General features: G+C 65.4%; 16 protein-coding genes and 3 pseudogenes. 9 read left to right on the top strand and 10 right to left on the bottom strand.

The window, feature by feature from the left end:
* Positions 1–142: 142 nt before the first annotated feature.
* The gene (locus V5G24_RS05800) at positions 143–1,201 is read left to right on the top strand and encodes a patatin-like phospholipase family protein (protein WP_394085954.1); all 1,059 of its coding nucleotides are present in this window, start codon (positions 143–145) and stop codon (positions 1,199–1,201) included.
* Positions 1,202–1,290: 89 nt separating this feature from the next.
* Here the strand turns inward: V5G24_RS05800 and V5G24_RS05795 are convergent, their stop codons facing one another.
* Both V5G24_RS05795 and V5G24_RS05790 read right to left on the bottom strand, forming a co-directional pair.
* The gene (locus V5G24_RS05795; protein ID WP_394085953.1) at positions 1,291–1,722 is read right to left on the bottom strand and encodes a CBS domain-containing protein; all 432 of its coding nucleotides are present in this window, start codon (positions 1,720–1,722) and stop codon (positions 1,291–1,293) included.
* A 149-nt stretch (positions 1,723–1,871) separates the two neighbouring features.
* The gene (locus tag V5G24_RS05790; protein WP_394085951.1) at positions 1,872–2,624 is read right to left on the bottom strand and encodes a rhomboid family intramembrane serine protease; all 753 of its coding nucleotides are present in this window, start codon (positions 2,622–2,624) and stop codon (positions 1,872–1,874) included.
* A 186-nt stretch (positions 2,625–2,810) separates the two neighbouring features.
* Between V5G24_RS05790 and V5G24_RS05785 the strand changes: the two genes are divergently transcribed.
* Complete coding sequence (locus tag V5G24_RS05785; RefSeq protein WP_394085950.1) at positions 2,811–3,467, top strand: transglutaminase-like cysteine peptidase; 657 nt, start codon at positions 2,811–2,813, stop codon at positions 3,465–3,467.
* A 122-nt stretch (positions 3,468–3,589) separates the two neighbouring features.
* Here the strand turns inward: V5G24_RS05785 and V5G24_RS05780 are convergent, their stop codons facing one another.
* Positions 3,590–4,120: a gamma carbonic anhydrase family protein gene (locus V5G24_RS05780; protein WP_394085949.1), complete on the bottom strand. Its 531-nt coding sequence runs from the start codon at positions 4,118–4,120 to the stop codon at positions 3,590–3,592.
* A gap of 125 nt (positions 4,121–4,245) precedes the next feature.
* Positions 4,246–4,878: a low affinity iron permease family protein gene (locus V5G24_RS05775; protein WP_394085980.1), complete on the bottom strand. Its 633-nt coding sequence runs from the start codon at positions 4,876–4,878 to the stop codon at positions 4,246–4,248.
* Positions 4,879–5,074: 196 nt separating this feature from the next.
* On the opposite strand from V5G24_RS05775, the gene V5G24_RS05770 reads away from it, so the two are divergent.
* From V5G24_RS05770 to V5G24_RS05740, 7 genes are all read left to right on the top strand, one after another.
* Entirely contained in the window at positions 5,075–5,419 is a 345-nt protein-coding gene (locus V5G24_RS05770; RefSeq protein ID WP_394085979.1) for an MAPEG family protein, read from the top strand.
* Between the two features lie 72 nt (positions 5,420–5,491).
* Complete coding sequence (locus V5G24_RS05765; protein WP_394085947.1) at positions 5,492–6,163, top strand: 5'-methylthioadenosine/S-adenosylhomocysteine nucleosidase; 672 nt, start codon at positions 5,492–5,494, stop codon at positions 6,161–6,163.
* A 5-nt stretch (positions 6,164–6,168) separates the two neighbouring features.
* Positions 6,169–7,467 (top strand): RsmB/NOP family class I SAM-dependent RNA methyltransferase, encoded by a 1,299-nt coding sequence (locus V5G24_RS05760; protein ID WP_394085946.1) that lies wholly within the window; start codon positions 6,169–6,171, stop codon positions 7,465–7,467.
* A gap of 72 nt (positions 7,468–7,539) precedes the next feature.
* On the top strand, positions 7,540–8,196 hold the full coding sequence (locus V5G24_RS05755; RefSeq protein ID WP_394085945.1) for a hypothetical protein: 657 nt from the start codon (positions 7,540–7,542) through the stop codon (positions 8,194–8,196).
* A gap of 78 nt (positions 8,197–8,274) precedes the next feature.
* Positions 8,275–8,496: a hypothetical protein gene (locus tag V5G24_RS05750; protein ID WP_394085944.1), complete on the top strand. Its 222-nt coding sequence runs from the start codon at positions 8,275–8,277 to the stop codon at positions 8,494–8,496.
* A 384-nt stretch (positions 8,497–8,880) separates the two neighbouring features.
* The gene (gene guaA, locus V5G24_RS05745) at positions 8,881–10,443 is read left to right on the top strand and encodes a glutamine-hydrolyzing GMP synthase (RefSeq protein WP_394085943.1); all 1,563 of its coding nucleotides are present in this window, start codon (positions 8,881–8,883) and stop codon (positions 10,441–10,443) included.
* 294 nt (positions 10,444–10,737) lie between these two features.
* The gene (locus V5G24_RS05740) at positions 10,738–11,994 is read left to right on the top strand and encodes a tyrosine-type recombinase/integrase (protein WP_394085942.1); all 1,257 of its coding nucleotides are present in this window, start codon (positions 10,738–10,740) and stop codon (positions 11,992–11,994) included.
* On the opposite strand, the gene V5G24_RS05735 is transcribed toward V5G24_RS05740, so the two are convergent.
* From V5G24_RS05735 to V5G24_RS05710, 6 genes and pseudogenes are all read right to left on the bottom strand, one after another.
* Positions 11,969–12,244, bottom strand: coding sequence for a helix-turn-helix transcriptional regulator (locus tag V5G24_RS05735; RefSeq protein WP_394085978.1), 276 nt, complete (start codon positions 12,242–12,244; stop codon positions 11,969–11,971). The two genes, V5G24_RS05740 and V5G24_RS05735, sit on opposite strands and share 26 nt — an antisense overlap.
* A gap of 793 nt (positions 12,245–13,037) precedes the next feature.
* Positions 13,038–13,739: a hypothetical protein gene (locus tag V5G24_RS05730; protein ID WP_394085941.1), complete on the bottom strand. Its 702-nt coding sequence runs from the start codon at positions 13,737–13,739 to the stop codon at positions 13,038–13,040.
* A 690-nt stretch (positions 13,740–14,429) separates the two neighbouring features.
* Positions 14,430–14,690: a lytic transglycosylase domain-containing protein gene (locus V5G24_RS05725; RefSeq protein WP_394085940.1), complete on the bottom strand. Its 261-nt coding sequence runs from the start codon at positions 14,688–14,690 to the stop codon at positions 14,430–14,432.
* Between the two features lie 215 nt (positions 14,691–14,905).
* A pseudogene (locus tag V5G24_RS05720) lies at positions 14,906–15,252 on the bottom strand (DUF736 domain-containing protein).
* Between the two features lie 46 nt (positions 15,253–15,298).
* A pseudogene (locus V5G24_RS05715) lies at positions 15,299–15,628 on the bottom strand (S26 family signal peptidase); the annotation flags it as partial.
* Positions 15,628–15,947: pseudogene (locus V5G24_RS05710) on the bottom strand (DUF932 domain-containing protein); the annotation flags it as partial. The pseudogenes V5G24_RS05710 and V5G24_RS05715, both read right to left, overlap by 1 nt.
* Positions 15,948–16,002: the final 55 nt, after the last annotated feature.

Below are 16,002 nucleotides of genomic sequence, written 5' to 3'. Positions count from 1 at the left end.
GATGTGTTGAACACTGCGGGCGCAGCCTCGCACCAGCCCCATGGCGCATCGTGACAAAGCCACGCTTCGGACATCAAACACGGTTAGAAGGGTTTGAGTCCCGGAGCTTGCCACCGGCACGCCGGCCGGTCGGAGGTCGCGCATGTTTCAAGGTTTTACCCGCCGCACTCGCACCGACGAAGCCCAGAGCGAAGCCGAGGCCGACCTTCCTCCCGAGGTCGCCCCTGCCCTGGAAGCGCAGAGCGAGGTCGAGCCGCCGTGGAAGGCCGGCCGCAAGGGCGGGCCGAAGATCGCCCTTGCCCTGGGCGGCGGCGCGGCGCGCGGCTTTGCCCATATCGGCGTGATGCGGGCGCTGGAAGCCCATGGCATTCGCCCGAGCGTGATCGCCGGCACCTCCATCGGGGCGGTGGTCGGCGGCATCTGGGCGGCCGGCAAGCTGGACGCGCTGGAGGATTGGGCGCGCGGCCTCAACAAGCGCAACGTCCTCGGCTTTCTCGATCTCTCCCTCGGCGCGGCCGGCCTCATCGGCGGGCGCCGCCTGATGGAGCGCATGCGCCTGGAACTCGGCGATCTCACCATCGAGGATTTGCCGGTGGTGTTCGGCTGCATCGCCACCGAGCTCGGCACCGGCCATGAAATCTGGCTGACGCGCGGCGAACTGGTGGAGGCGATCCACGCCAGCTATTGCCTGCCGGGCATCTTCACCCCGGCCAAGGTGGGCGGGCGCTGGCTGATGGACGGCACGCTGGTCAATCCGGTGCCGGTCTCGGCGGCCCGTGCGCTCGGCGGTCGGATCGTGATCGCGGTCAATCTCAATTCCGAGATCTTCGGACGCGGCACCGTGATCCAGGACCATGGCAGCGCCATCGCCGAGGTGGCGGACGTGGTGGTGGAGCACAAGAAGGAAGGGCTCTCGCGCATGCTGCGGCCGGACCGCATGCTGCGCCGGCAATTCCTCTCCGGGCCGAGCGAGGGACCGCGCGGGATCTCGGCGGTGATGATCGACGCCTTCAACATCACCCAGGACCGTATCGCGCGCTCCCGCCTCGCGGGGGATCCGCCGGATGTCACGGTCTCGCCCAAGCTCGCCAAGATCGGCCTGTTCGATTTCCACCGCGCGGAAGAAGCCATCGCCGCCGGACGCGAGGCGGTGGAACGGATCGTGGACGATGTGCACAGCGCCATGGAAGCGCTGAAATAGTGGCGCTGAAATAGGTGTTGCGGCGCGCCCAATCGGGCAGGCACGCCGCGAAAGCAGGTCTGGGCGCCCCCGCCCCGACCTTTGTCGCCTCAGGCGGTCATGATGTAGTCGCGCAGTTCCGCGCTCTCGCGCTCCATCTCCTCGACGCGATATTTCACCACGTCGCCGATCGAGATGATGCCCACCAGCTTGCTGCCCGACACCACCGGAACGTGGCGGAAGCGCCCGCGCGTCATGCGTTCCATGATGGCGGGGACGGTCTCGTCGGCGGTGCAGGTCACCACCGCGCGCGTCATCACGGAGGAGACCGGCTGCGACAGCACATCCGGCCCGCGCTCGCCGAGGATGCGCACCACGTCGCGCTCGGACAGAATGCCTTCGAGGTTCCCGTCCGGCCCGGTCGCGACGATGGCGCCAATGCGATTCTGCGACAGGCTCTGCACCGCTTGCGTCAGCGAGGCCTCCGGCGAGATGGTGACGAGACCCGATGTCTTGCGTTGAAGAATAATGCCTACGGTCATGGCTGACCTCCATTCCCTAGTGAGAGGCGGATCCGGCGTTATTGACGCTCACCGGTATTGCCTTGAAGGAATGATCATCCGCGATGGCGCGATCCGCAACCCCGCATGATGGCGCGCGCGGACGTTTGACTGGTATTTCAGCATGGGCCTCAGCGCGGAGGGTGTGAAGGCACCGCCGCGCGGGGAATGGGATCAAACAGCGGGAACAGCAGCAGGCCCGCGAAAAAGCCACCCATGTGCGCCTGCCAGGCCACTTCCGCCCCTTCCGTGCCGGGCAGCGTAATGGCGGCACCAAACAGGAAGTTCACCACCACCCAGACCGCCACGAAGGTGAGGACCCGCGGCTCGCGGAACGCACCGAACAACGAGGCGGCGGGCGGATGCTCGGGGGCGCCGCGCACCGGCCGGCCAAGCGCACCGCCGGGCGAAAATGCAAAGCGCACCGCCGCCGCCATGGCCCCGGAGACCACCGCCGAAGCGCCGATCATGGGCACCATGGCGTCGGGATAGGCGACAAGGTGCGCAAGCGCACCGGCCGCCGCCGTGACCACCACGAAGGCCAGGAAGCGCGCCGTGCCGAAGCGCCGCGCCACCGGAGTCGCGAACGCCAGCATCCAGATGAGATTGACGCCGAGATGCACGAGATTGGCGTGCAGGAAGGCATAGCTCACGAAGGTCCAGATATCCGCCCCGAGCCCGCCGGGCAGCGCGAACGCGGCGTCATAGCGCGCCGGGATGAAGGCGAAATAGGCGAGCAGCATGACGTTGGACTGCTCGTCCAGCAGGAATTCGCGCGCGAACGCGATCGCCGCCATGACCAGGGCCAGCAGCGCCACGACGCCTGGAATGTTGAACACCGGCTCGCGGGGCGGCGCGCGGCGTGGATCGCTGAGGTTGAGCACGCCCCGCACATAAGGGGGCGCGGTGTCCGCAGCAAGGAAAAAGCGCGTGTGCAGGGGCGTCCATCGCGCCGCAGCCTTCCCCTGGCCAAGGTCGTTAACGCCCGTTAAGGTTAATGAAAGGTTGACGGCGCGAATGCGGCGAACCTCAGGCATTATGAAGTTGTTAACCCCTCGCGACAGCGTGCCATGCCGTTTCATCTTGCGAAGTTTCACTTAGCGAAAAAGCTTCTGCTTGCGGCCCTGCTGATGGCGGGCGCCGGGAACGCAGTCGCCGGTGAGCGGCGCCATGCGAGCCTGTCGCCGGTCCTCGTGCCGCACCTCCAGGCCGTGGGGGGCACCTCCGCGCCCATCGGCTATGTGCGCTTCTGCGCCGAGAGCAAGGTGGACTGCGTTGCCGAGGGCGATCTCATCCCGCAAGTCCCGCTCGATGCGCCCCATCTCTCCACGCTCGATCAAGTGAACCGCAGCTTCAACACCTCGATCGCTCCCGTGACGGACATGGACCATTATGGCGAAGTGGAGCGCTGGGCCTATCCCGACGACGGCAAGGGCGATTGCGAGGATTACGTGCTGGCCAAGCGCCGCGCGCTGATCAACCTCGGCTGGCCGGCCTCGGTGCTGCTCATCACCGTGGTGCGCGACAAGGAAGGCGACGGCCACGCCGTGCTGACCGTCGTGACCGACCGGGGCGACGTGATCCTCGACAATCAGGAAAATGAAATCCTGCCCTGGCAGGACACCGGCTATCGCTATGTGAAGCGCCAGTCGCAGGGCGACCCCACGCTGTGGGTTTCGCTTGGCGACACGCGCTCTCCCCCAGTGGTAGGTGGCGGCGGGCGCTGAGCCGCCCCCTCCCCTTAGCGAGCGCGCGATCCGCGCATATAGAACCACTGGGTGGTTCCATATGGCGGTGAATAGCCGTCTAATTTATTGAATAGAGGCAGATCTGGCTCTTGCGCCTTGCCTCAGTCGATCCGCTTGAGACCGGCGGCAAAGCGCTTCCAATTGGCCTGATAGCGCTGCGCCGCGCCCTTGAGGGCGGCAATCGCAGCCTCATCCAATTCGCGCACCACCCGTGCCGGCGCGCCGACGATCAGCGAATTGTCGGGAAATTCCTTGCCCTCGGTCACCAAGGCATTGCTGCCCACCAACGAATTGCGCCCGATCCGGGCGCCGTTCAACACGGTTGCGCCCATGCCGATGAGGCTGCCGTCCCCCACCGTGCAGCCGTGCAGGATCGCCATGTGGCCGACGGTGACGCCGGCGCCGAGATGCAGCGGAAAGCCGGGGTCGGTGTGCAGCACGCAGTTTTCCTGGATGTTCGTGCCGGGGCCGATGAAGATCGCCTCGTTATCGCCCCGGATCACCGTGCCGAACCAGACGCTCGCCTCTTCCGAAACGATCACACGGCCGATCAGGGTGGCGTCGGGCGCGATCCAATAGCGGCCCGCGGGCGGCAATTCCGGGCCGGCCCCGTCCAGGGAATAAAGCGGCATGGATCCCAATCTCCCCGCGCCCCTCGTCCGGCGCGTTCCGCCCCCTGCCTAGCGCGCCTCGGCATCCGGGGCTAGGTGGCCGCTACGCCGGCGGCCGCCCCTGGCGCCGCGGCAAACGCGCAGGATCAGGCGGCGCGGCCCGGCAGATCAGGACAATCCGCCGCAGCCACCTTGCGGCCGCCGTCGCAGGGACCGGGCGAGGAAGCAGCCTCCGGCGTGGCCCCGGCCGCGCCCTTCTCGGCGGTTTCCAGCGGAGCGGTCTCATGCGCGACGGCTCCGGGATCGCCCGCGCCACCCTGCGCCTTGCTCTCTTCCCGCGCGCGGTCAGCCAGCAGCGCATATTCCAGCCGCAGCTTGTCGAGCGTCTCCTCGTCCAAATCCTCCAGATCCAGCAGCGCGTTGCGCGGGCCCTCGGTGCGCGCGATCAATTCGTCGAGCTTGATCTGGAGCGCTGCGGTATCGCGGTTCTGGCTGTTCTGGATCAGGAACACCATCAGGAAGGTGACGATGGTGGTGGAGGTGTTGATGATCAGCTGCCAGGTATCATTGTAGCCGAACAGCGGCCCGGTCGCGCCCCACACGAGAATGATGGCGACCGCGCACACGAAGGTCGCGGGCTTGCCGGCATAGCGCGACACCTCCTGCGCCAAGCGCGTGAAGAACGGGCGTGGGGCGCGGCCGCGTTCCACCTGTCGTGCGTCGGGTCCGCCCGAGGGCTGGGCCGGGGACGAAGAGGCCGGAGAAGATAAGGCGGGCATGGCTGGGTTTCCTGTTCCAGGATGGAACGTGCCGCCGTGCTCGAGGTTCCTCACCATGAGCGGTGCAATGGAGGCGCAACCAGCGTCCCCCCGCCGTACGCACGTGAAAGGCCGATCCATGACCGTCGCCATGATCCTGCTGCCCCTGTTCGTGGAAGTGGGCCTCACCTTCCTGCTGCTGTTCGCGTTGCTGCCGGTGCGCATGCGCGCCCTCTCCAGCGGCGAAGTCTCCCGTGCCGCCGCCGCCGAGGATACGAGCACCTATCCCCCGCGCGCCCAGCGCTTCGCCAATGCATTCTCGAACCAGTTCGAGCTGCCGGTCTTGTTCTATGTGATCACGGTGCTGGCCCTGTTCACGCGCAAGGCGGACATCGTGTTCGTGGTGCTCGCCTGGGTGTTCGTGATCTCGCGCATCGTCCATGCCTTCGTCTTCACCACGTCGAACCCGCTGTCCGTCCGCTTCTCCGCTTATGCGGTGGGCGCCATTGCGCTGGCCATCATGTGGGTGCTGTTCGCGCTGGCGATCCTGCTCAATGTGTGAGGCCCGGGTGATTGACAGGATCGCCGCGCCAGCCGAGGAGTGCGGCTCACGCATTTCCTGGATTGCCTTGCGATGGAAGACCCGTCCCGCCACGTCCGCACCGTCGGCGATCTCGACATCCTGTTCGTCATGGCGACGCAGATGGAATACGGGCCGCATCTGCGCGCGCGCATCGATCCCTTGATAACCGGCGTCGGGCCGGTGGAGGCGGCGATGACGACCACCCATGCCCTCGCCCACCTCGCCGCCGCCGACGCTTTGCCCGACCTGGTGTTCACGCTCGGCTCGGCCGGCGCCCGCGCGCTGGAGCATGCCGGCATCTATCAGGTGTCGCACCTCGCCTATCGCGACATGGACGCGTCCCCGCTGGGTTTCGAGAAGGGGCGCACGCCGTTTCTCGACCTGCCGGCCCTGGTGGAAATTCCCCACCAGATTCCCGGCATCGCGGCCGCCTCGCTCTCCACCGGCGGCGCGATCATTTCCGGCGCGGCCTATGATGCCATTTCCTGCGACATGGTGGACATGGAGACCTTCGCAGTCCTGCGCGCAGCGCAGCGCTTCGCCGTGCCGCTGGTGGGCCTGCGCGGCATCAGCGACGGGCGCACCGAATTGTCCCGCTATGAAGACTGGACGGAATATCTGCACGTGATCGATGAGCGGCTCGCCGCCGCGCTCGATCATTTCGAGGCCCAGGTGAAAGCCGGTGCCTTCCCCCTTGCCCCCCTTCTTGCCCCAAGGACCTGATTGAATTGATCCCCTCAGCCCGCCTGTCCGCCGCCATCGAGGTGCTCGGCGATATCGCCGCAAAGCGCCGTCCCGCCGGTGACAGCCTCAAGGAATGGGGCCTCGCCCACCGCTTCGCCGGCTCGGGCGATCGCGCCGCCATTTCCGGCCTCGTGTTCGACACCTTGCGCCGGCGCGCCTCGGCCGCGCACGTGATGGGCGCGGACACGCCGCGCGCCCTGGTGCTCGGCACGCTCGCGGTGATGCGCGGGCTCGATCTGGACGCCATTTCGCGCCTGTGCGACGGCGCCCGCTTCGCGCCCGCGCCGTTGAGCGCAGAGGAAACCGCGCGCCTCGCCAATCCGAGTCTTGAGACCGCCGCCCCCTGGGTCAAAGGCGATTACGCCCAATGGCTCGATCCCTATCTGAACGTGGTGTTCGGCGCGGACCGGGTGGAGGAAGGCCGCGCCCTCGCCTCCCGCGCCCCGCTGGACCTGCGGGTGAACACGCTGAAATCCACGGCCGACGCCGCGCTCGCCGAACTCTCCCATCTTTCACCCCAGCCGGGCCAATGGTCGCCGCTGTCGCTGCGCATCATTCTCGACGCCGAGGGCAAGGCCCCGCCCCTCACATCCGAGGGCGCGTTCGTGAAGGGCGAAGTGGAGGTGCAGGACGAGGGCTCGCAGATCGCCGCCATCCTCGCGAGCCCCCTGCCCGGTTCGCAGGTGCTGGACCTGTGCGCCGGCGCCGGCGGCAAGACGCTCGAATTCGCCGCCCTCATGGACAATAAGGGCCAGCTCTATGCCCATGATTCCGACATCCGCCGCCTGAAGCCGATCCACGAGCGGCTTGCGCGCGCCGGGGTGCGCAATGTGCAGATCCGCGCGCCGCGCGGGGATGCCGACGTGCTCGCCGACCTCGCCGGCCAGATGGACCTGGTCCTTGTCGATGCACCCTGCACCGGCACGGGCACCTGGCGCCGCAACCCAGACGCGAAATGGCGCATGCGCCCCGGCGCGCTGGCCGAGCGCACCGCCGAGCAGGCAAAAATCCTCGAAGCCGCCACGCGCTATGTGAAGAGCGGCGGCCGCCTTGCCTATGTCACCTGCTCGCTGCTGGATGTGGAAAACGGCGCCCAGATCCGCGCCCTGCTGGAGAAGCACCCGGATTTCTCGGTGGTTCCGCCGGTGGAAGCAGTGCTAGCGCTGGGCGCCCCCGGCCTCGCTTTGCGCACAGCCGCCCTGGAAACCCCCGAAGGCCTGCTGCTGACGCCGCGCCGGACGGGGACGGATGGTTTTTTTGTGAGCGTGTTGAAGCGGGGGTGAGGTTTTTACAATCTTTGATTGAATTTTCCCTGCATTACCCCAAAATAGCCGAGAGCTAATTGGGGTAATGCAATGGTCGACGACAGCACTGCGAATGCAGATAAATCCAAGGGACGATTCTCAACTTTTGCGGAAAATACAAACAAGCTTGGACTATTGATCGTAGCCATCATAGGGACCATCGCATTCGGAGCTATAAACATCTGGAATGAGCACAAAAGATATTGCGTTGAACAAGGAAAATTTCTAGTCACCCTCCATCAGGAAAGAAAGTTGACGAGTGAGGACTTCGAACGACCAAGCGCAATCGTCAAGGACGTCTGCTCTGACCGCGAATCTATCGTCGCCCTGATCGAATCCCTCACAAGCAGCTATAGGCAGAGCCTCGAACTTGCGGGCAAGGCAGCTGACGCGCCCCAGGTGGCTCCGGTTCAACCTTCCACATCCGCACACACGCCGCAGCCTATCGTGTCGTGGGTGGCCGTTGGATACAGTAATGATGAAAGCAATTTCAGCTTCCAGAACAACCAGACCCCGTCCTCACTGAAGGTTGGCGATGTCATTCGAGCGTCCACAGCTGTCAACGCCCGCCCAGCACCTGCCGCCTGGGGGCGTACAAACTTCATCCTCGCCGGAGGACAATGCTTCAAGGTCGCCTCTTTACAAACTCTTCCCGCCGGGGGCCTGCTCCAGATCTGGGCATCTGGAATGCCGATCGCCTGCCCCTAGCACGGAACCTTCCCCTCCCCCGAAGCGTCCTTAGCGCAGCGGTTGCGCTCGCGCGCCAATCGGACCCGGGAGATTGCCATGTTTATCATCCGCCTGCTCGTGGTGCTCATTCTCGCCGTCGGCGGCTATTGGGCCTATTATGTCTTCGCCGCGTCCTCGCCCTATGACCAGATCGGCGTCGCCATCAATTCCCATCTGCCGGAAGAAGCCCGCGCCTATGGCTGCACCGAGCTGAAGAAGCGCCATACAGCCGCCACCGCGGCCCCCGAGGGCTGCGAAGGCCATTGGGCTTCGATCTAGCACTACTTTGGCTGCCTCGAGTCGGGTGTGTGCGATCGTCTTTCTTTAACCGGTCGTCATGCACGGGCTTGTCCCGTGCATCCACGCGGCACCGCTGGCACTGGCTCTTCAAGGCCTGCACGTTCGGCCCGGCGTGGATGGCCGGGACGCGCCCGGCCATGACGACCGATTAAAGGAAGTCGATCACGCGCACCCAACGTCAGGCGCCTCGACGCGGCACCAAGCCGTGAATGTCGATCCGTCCTAAGGCGCCACGCGCGCGGCCCTGCGTCCACGGCATGTGTGAGCCGCGCACCGCGAGGCGGCGCGCGCTTTGGCAATTCGCGACTTTGCCGTTAAAGGAGGGCGCAATCCTCGCCACTCCCGCCGGAAAGCCGCGCCGCCATGCAAGACACCGTCCTCATCATCGACTTCGGCAGCCAGGTGACCCAGCTCATTGCACGGCGCGTGCGCGAGGAAGGCGTCTATTCCGAGGTGGTGCCGTTCCAGAAGGCTCAGGAGGCGCTGAAGCGGCTCAATCCCAAGGCCGTCATCCTGTCCGGCGGTCCCGCCTCGGTGATCGAGGGCGAGAGCCCGCGCGCGCCGCAGGAGGTGTTCGAGGCCGGCATTCCCGTGCTCGGCATCTGCTATGGCGAACAGGCCATGGCGGCCCAGCTCGGCGGCACCGTGGAGGGCGGCCACCATCGCGAATTCGGCCGCGCCGAAGTCGAGGTGAAGAAGCCCAGCGCCCTGTTCGAAGGGGTGTGGCAGGAAGCGCAGCGCTATCTGGTGTGGATGAGCCACGGCGACCGCGTCACCGCCCTGCCCGAGGGCTTCGAGGTGATCGCTACCTCCGACAACGCCCCCTTCGCCGCCATCGCCGATGAAAGCCGGCGGTTCTACGCCGTGCAGTTCCACCCCGAGGTGGTACACACGCCCGACGGCGCGAAGCTGCTGCGCAATTTCGTGCGCCGCATCGCCGGCCTCTCCGGCGACTGGACCATGGGCGCCTTCCGCGACAGCGCCATCGCCAAGATCCGCGCCCAGGTGGGCGACCGGCGGGTGCTCTGCGGCCTCTCCGGCGGGGTGGATTCAGCGGTCGCGGCGGTGCTGATCCATGAGGCGATCGGCGACCAGCTCACCTGCGTGTTCGTGGACCATGGCCTGATGCGCCAGGGCGAGGCGGAGCAGGTGGTCTCCCTATTCCGCAACACGTTCAACATTCCCCTGGTGCATGTGGATGTCGCCGATCTGTTCCTGCGCGAACTCGCGGGCGTCACCGATCCTGAGACCAAGCGCAAGACCATCGGCAAGCTGTTCATCGACGTGTTCGACGCCGAGGCAAAGAAGATCGCCTCCGACGGCAAGGGCGCGCCGGATTTCCTCGCCCAGGGCACGCTTTATCCCGACGTGATCGAAAGCGTATCCTTCACCGGCGGGCCTTCGGTGACCATCAAGAGCCACCACAATGTGGGCGGGCTGCCCGAGCGCATGAACATGAAGCTGGTGGAGCCGCTGCGCGACCTGTTTAAGGACGAGGTGCGCGTGCTCGGCCGTGAACTCGGCCTGCCGGAGAGCTTCGTCGGCCGCCACCCCTTCCCGGGGCCGGGCCTCGCCATCCGCTGCCCCGGCGAGATCACGCCGGAGAAGCTGGAAATCCTACGCAAGGCCGATGCCATCTATCTGGAGGAAATCCGCGCCGCCGGCCTCTACGACGTGATCTGGCAGGCTTTCGCCGTTCTGCTGCCGGTGCGCACTGTTGGCGTGATGGGCGATGGCCGCACCTATGACCACGTCCTGGCCCTGCGCGCCGTGACCTCGGTGGACGGCATGACCGCGGATTTCTACCCCTTCGACATGAATTTCCTCGGCCGCGCCGCGACCCGCATCATCAACGAAGTAAAAGGCATCAACCGGGTGGTCTATGACGTGACGAGCAAGCCCCCGGGAACGATTGAGTGGGAATGATTCAGGCCCATCCGAGCGTATCCGAAACTACGCCGCGATGCGACCTAACGCACTGAAAGCAAAAATAAATTTCTCCTATGCCTATCGACCTCTATCGGTGGGCATAGATCGCGTGCGACGGCCTCGCTGACGGGCCTCACCCCCATTGATCAACTGGAAAAACGAAAGTACCGTCAGGAGCAATGAGGCTCATGACGGTACTTTTTTCGATATAAGTCGCTGAAATATAAGCGTTTTACATGCCATCGGCCTCCAAAAACCGCGTGACGGTACTTTTCCGCGAGGAGACCCGAAATGTTGACCGATGCAGCACTCAAGTGCTTGAAACAAAAAGCTAAAATGTACAAGGTATCCGATCGTGACGGCATGTATGTGCGCGTCGCGCCATCGGGTGCTATCTCGTTCAGGCTCGACTATCGGCTGAACGGCAGGCGGGAGACTGTCTATCTCGGCAGATATGCCCGTGACGGAATATCGCTCGCCAGGGCTCGCGAGCTATGCATCGACGCGCGGCGTGCGATCGCCGAGGGACGGTCTCCCGCCATCGAGAAGCAGCGGGAGAAGCGCCGGATCAAGGAAGCAAAGAGCTTCGGCCAATTCGGCGAGAAATGGCTGACCAACGCAACGATGGCCGACAGCACGCGTGCGATGCGTCGCTCCATCTTCGAACGCGAACTCATGCCCGTCTGGCGGAACCGACTTCTGACAGAGATCACACCTGATGACCTGCGCGCCCATTGCGGCAAGATCGTCGAGCGGGGTGCGCCTGCGACCGCCATCCATGTACGGGATATTCTGAAGCAGATCTACGGTTTCGCCATTCTGCACGGCGAGAAGGTCGCCAATCCGGCCGATGACGTCGGTCCGGCCTCGATCGCCACCTTTACCCCGAAGGACCGCGCGCTTTCACCCGCCGAGATCCGCATCATGTTCAGACAGCTCGAGCATGTCGCGACGCTACCGACAATCCGCCTCGGCATGAAACTTTTCCTCCTCACCATGGTCCGGAAAAGTGAGTTGCAGGATGCAGTGTGGGACGAGATCGATTTCGACAACGCCGTCTGGACGATCCCGAAGGAACGCATGAAACGGTCGAAGCCGCACAATGTCTACCTGTGCCGACAGACATTGGACATCATGATCGCGCTCAAGACCTGCTCCGGCAACTCCCGATACTTGCTGCCATCTCGGTACGACGCGGATGCCCCCATGTCCCGCGCGACCTTCAACCGTATCACCTACGCCGTCGTCGAACAGGCCAAGAAGGAGGGGCTGCCGTTGGAACCTTTCACCGTCCACGATCTGCGGCGCACGGGTTCGACGCTGCTGAATGAGCTGGGCTTTAACAGCGACTGGATCGAAAAGTGCCTGGCGCATGAGGACGGACGTTCATCGCGCGGCGTCTACAACAAGGCCGAGTATGAGGTGCAGCGCCGGCATATGATGCAGGAGTGGGCGGATACCGTGGACGCCTGGATCGACGGCCGGAAGTATGTTCCGACGCTGCTGCCGACAGTCATGCCGTCTATCGCGCTCGATCCTGCCCTTTGACCGGGTGGGACTTGCGCTTGGTGACGTCGGGATGTTGTGCGCGATGGATAGGCTTCGCGCGCCGCGCCAGCAACCACGCCTGGACCTCGGCGAGATCCCAGACGATGCAGCGCGGTGATAGCGCGAAACGGCGTGGAAATTCGCCGCGCTGTTCCATCTCGTAAATCGTGCTGTCGGCCAGAGGCACCATCTCGCGCAACTGGTGCCGCCTGATGGTCTTCCTGATTTCCAAAGTCTCACTCTGGCCCATGCTCAATCTCCTTCGCGGCTGTCGCAGGCGATTGAGAACGATAGGTGCCGATGCCAGAAGCCCCTTCCGAGTGGCGTGTGGCAAATTCGGGGTCTGGCGCAGAAATCGGATGTGAGGATAGGTAAATTTTGACGTACGCGGGGCCGCAGCACCATCGCGCTCGGTGATCAGATTGGAAATTGGGCGGATGCGCTCCACTGGCTGCGTATTCTGCCGTAGCCAACCGGTCTCCGACCGGGTGAGCGCGACAGCGATGCGTAGCATGTCGACTTCCCATGCGGTGCTGAAGCCGCGCCGACGCTCGCGCCATTGGATGGACCAGTCCCACACGATCGGGAAGACCAGCAGACTGAAGCTCAGATTCTCCAGCGGCACCCCGAAGCCGTGGACCGCGCCGCTGGGTGACGCGGCCAGCGCGCCGAACATCAGGCCGAGATGCTCGACCTTCTGCGACGCCGTCTCCTCACCCCATACGCCATTGCGCCGATAGCCGAAGGCCGTCAACGTCGCCGTCTTGAACCGGACGAGATCGGCCATCTCCTCGGCCAGCCGGGGCGGCGCATCGAGCGCCGCACTCGCAAGGTCGGGTCCGGTAGCGATCCATCCTCCTCTCGGCAAAACCGATAGAGCCCGCGCGGCCGCGAGGACTGATCAAGCAGGCCGGGAAACCGGATCGAGTAGCGCTACCTCATGGCGGCGGCCTGGAAGCGCCGATAGTCGGTCGTTCCCGAGATCACCACGCGCTGTACCCACTCAAGGTTCTCCTCCCGCTCCTTCAACGCGCCGATCAAAATCATGCGGCAGGTGCTAGGCGAGTCGTCGTCTCTCCACGCGACTGATGCCGGCAATGGTCCCCGCTGATGTGCAGCAATCTCCATTCGGCAGCTTCGATCGGAAGTAGCCGGGCGGCAGACGGTAGCGCCGCGAGGCTTTGCGAGGCGCGCGGCACCTTCACGCCGGGGCGCCTCATATTCAGCGCAGTGGCATCTACCTGGGCCGCGCTCGCTTCAAGGGCGCGGGCGAGATGCTTCGCTCTGTCGCCATGGCGGCGCATGTGAAGATCGAGCGCATCGGCGAATGAGGGCGGGTCCGTCCAGGGCCGACCGTCGCTCTCGGGGAACTCGACGATCGGCTTTGCCCGAGGGCCGCGTCGGCGCGGCACAGCTTCCTGCTGGTCAGCACCGCGATGAAGCGTACCCCGCTCGGAGCTGGGCGGTGTGCGGCGCGCCGCGGAACGCTTCACCGTGACATGGCCGCGGCGCGCCAACTCACGACGTAAGGCATCAAGGCCAGGCGCAAGCACGGAGCCGGCACGCTGCAAATCGGCATGATCCACATCACAGGCGTGAGCGATCGCATGCCAGTCATAATCGCGCTCCGTCAGGGGCGGCGGCATGAGCGCGGCGAGGAGATCGAACAGCCAGTTCCGGAACCGGTCGGCGTCACGGGGCGACAGGACGGTCGGTGCACGCTGCTGGCAGAACTTCACCAACATGCGCGCGAAGCTCGTACGGGGCATCGGCGGTCAGTGCAGGCACGTTGTGGAGAGGCGACTCGCCTCGATCAGGGGCGGCGTTTCTGCCGAGAAGCCCTTCTCTCGGCCACGATCCAGAAGTGGCAGGCCCCGCGATCCAAAACCCAGGGGTAATGATCATCAGGCGGACATCAGACGATGACAATGTGTGCCTAATCGTTCAACCAACAAGATCGCCGTGAAGCCCGCACATTGCTGTCAGGCGACGCAATGCGTCGATATTTGTCAAATAAATAGGAAAAACAATACCCCGCCCGCCGCGCAATGTGTGCGCTTTTATCCTGCCATCGTGCGGTTGTGCTGCCTGCTCCACCTCTCCTGACCGCCATGAGCCCGCCAGACCACGCCACCATGCGAACGAGTGCGAACGCGGTCATCGGGGCCGCCGGGGACATTGCGCGCGACGAAAAAGCCATCGGTGGGCGAAGCCACCGGGCCTTGATCGCGCTCCGGTGCAGCCGCCGTGATGTCACCGGGCGCGCTTTCGGACTGCACGGGCGCGGCAGGTCCACTGCCAGACGACTGCACGACGAAGAGCGGCGCCCGCGTCCAGGCTAGCGGATCGGTGGCCGCGGCCACGACGGGGCCGGCGAGTTCACCGCCGCCGACAATCGGGGCGAGCGTCGCGACATAGGCGCGCGTTTCGGCCGGCTATGGGCGACCGGCGAGATACTCTTCGTAACGACCCGGACCGGCGTTGTAGGCCACCAGGAAGCCGGGCGATCCGTAGCGATCGTGCATTTCGCGCAGATACGCGGCGCCCGCCAGAATGCTCTCGCGCGGATCGTATGGGTTGCCGCCGAGCCGATGACGAACCCGCAGTTCGGCCCATGTGGCGGGCATGATCTGCATCAGGCCCATCGCGCCTGCCGACGAGATGACGCTCACGCAGCCGGCGCTTTCGACGGGCATGCCGGCGCGAATCCCGGCTTCGGGGACGCCGAACCACTGCGCCGCCTCGGCGATGTAAGCGCCATAGGGATCGCTGCGCGAAGGCCGATCGGCTGTGCGCCGGCTGGGTTTGCCCCAGGTGTGGCGTGGATCAGGCCAGAAAGGAGAAGGAGTCCTGCACGTCGGAGGGCGATCCTCCCTCCGGCGGCAGGCTGATGGCGCGCGGCGGGCATCGTTCAGTCCCGCTCGCCGCGCTTTGGCGGGCGTTTCCAATGCAGACCCCAGGCGGACTTGTCGTCGCCTGACTGGAAGAGGTTTGCACGGATCGGATGTTCGAAGGTGGATCGTCGAGCTGCAGCGAGACGTAGTCGCCCGCCTTCTCGCCGGTCCGCTTCCAGCCGGCGTCGATCTCCGCTCCGGTCTCGTTGCTCACGGTGTCGAGCACATGGACGCGGAAATCGGGCGCGTTCTCTGCATCGGATGGTTCGGCCGCGACGATGATGATGTCCTGAGGCAATGACAGCGTCGTCAGGTGGCCGATGAAGCCATCGTCCTCGCGGGTGAATTGACCGATCACGGGCATGGGCCGTCTCCTTCAAACTGCGGTGGACAGGATCTCGGGCGCGCCGTCACCGCGTCGGCGCGCGCCAGACGAAGCGGCCATCGCCGTCCTCGTCGGTGTAGAGGGGGGGTGGTCGGGCCGATCACCGAGGCGGCGGGAAGCGGCCGAAATAGCGGCCATCGAGGCTGTCGCGGACGTGCCAGTTCATCAGGAACAGCTCGCCGGCCGCGACCAACCGGTAGCCTTGCCACACGGGCAGCGAGCGGCCGCGACGATCGCGATCGAGAGCGTCGCCCATCGGCACGCCGTCGACCGTGATGGCGAGCCCGGTCCGGCGGACCCGTTGGCCTGTTTGCGCGGCGACTCGCTTCAACAGCGGCACGCCACGCGGCAGATATCGCCCGTGCCATTGCCTGCGATCCGCTGCACGGCCGAGACCAGCTCATGGTCAAAGATGCGGCCATAGTCGGGCCGGGTGACGGCGCACAGCTCGACGCGGCCATCTTCGATCTCGAGCGTCTTGACCTGTTCGGCTCGGTGCGAGGTGAGGCCCTCCTGGAGATTGATGCCGGCGAGTGGCGCAGGCAGCTGGCGGAGGTAGGCCGCCGGCGCGCCAACGAGCGCGGCTACTGGCCGAAACTCCAGTGGGTGGGGGCGATCGGCTGATCGGAGCCCGGCAGCACGAGCGCGAGCCGCTCGGCGTCGCCGCGTCCTGCTGCGTGGCGGCCAACCGACGGAGGTCTGGACGGGCGGGACCAATTTCTCCCGGAA

This window comes from Roseixanthobacter finlandensis, assembly GCF_043195105.2.
In the GTDB taxonomy this organism is placed as follows: domain Bacteria; phylum Pseudomonadota; class Alphaproteobacteria; order Rhizobiales; family Xanthobacteraceae; genus NCEH01.
Note: the sequence above shows the minus strand (reverse complement) of the source record. Positions and strands in the feature narration are given on the sequence as shown.

Bases quoted from the DNA above. Each gene is read 5' to 3' on its own strand.
- V5G24_RS05800 (WP_394085954.1), top strand. From the start codon at position 143: ATGTTTCAAGGTTTTACCCGCCGCACTCGCACCGACGAAGCCCAGAGC.
- V5G24_RS05795 (WP_394085953.1), bottom strand. From the start codon at position 1,722: ATGACCGTAGGCATTATTCTTCAACGCAAGACATCGGGTCTCGTCACC.
- V5G24_RS05785 (WP_394085950.1), top strand. From the start codon at position 2,811: ATGCCGTTTCATCTTGCGAAGTTTCACTTAGCGAAAAAGCTTCTGCTT.
- V5G24_RS05780 (WP_394085949.1), bottom strand. From the start codon at position 4,120: ATGCCGCTTTATTCCCTGGACGGGGCCGGCCCGGAATTGCCGCCCGCG.
- V5G24_RS05775 (WP_394085980.1), bottom strand. From the start codon at position 4,878: ATGCCCGCCTTATCTTCTCCGGCCTCTTCGTCCCCGGCCCAGCCCTCG.
- V5G24_RS05765 (WP_394085947.1), top strand. From the start codon at position 5,492: ATGGAAGACCCGTCCCGCCACGTCCGCACCGTCGGCGATCTCGACATC.
- V5G24_RS05755 (WP_394085945.1), top strand. From the start codon at position 7,540: ATGGTCGACGACAGCACTGCGAATGCAGATAAATCCAAGGGACGATTC.
- V5G24_RS05750 (WP_394085944.1), top strand. From the start codon at position 8,275: ATGTTTATCATCCGCCTGCTCGTGGTGCTCATTCTCGCCGTCGGCGGC.
- guaA (WP_394085943.1), top strand. From the start codon at position 8,881: ATGCAAGACACCGTCCTCATCATCGACTTCGGCAGCCAGGTGACCCAG.
- V5G24_RS05740 (WP_394085942.1), top strand. From the start codon at position 10,738: ATGTTGACCGATGCAGCACTCAAGTGCTTGAAACAAAAAGCTAAAATG.
- V5G24_RS05735 (WP_394085978.1), bottom strand. From the start codon at position 12,244: ATGGGCCAGAGTGAGACTTTGGAAATCAGGAAGACCATCAGGCGGCAC.
- V5G24_RS05730 (WP_394085941.1), bottom strand. From the start codon at position 13,739: ATGTTGGTGAAGTTCTGCCAGCAGCGTGCACCGACCGTCCTGTCGCCC.
- V5G24_RS05725 (WP_394085940.1), bottom strand. From the start codon at position 14,690: ATGCCCGTCGAAAGCGCCGGCTGCGTGAGCGTCATCTCGTCGGCAGGC.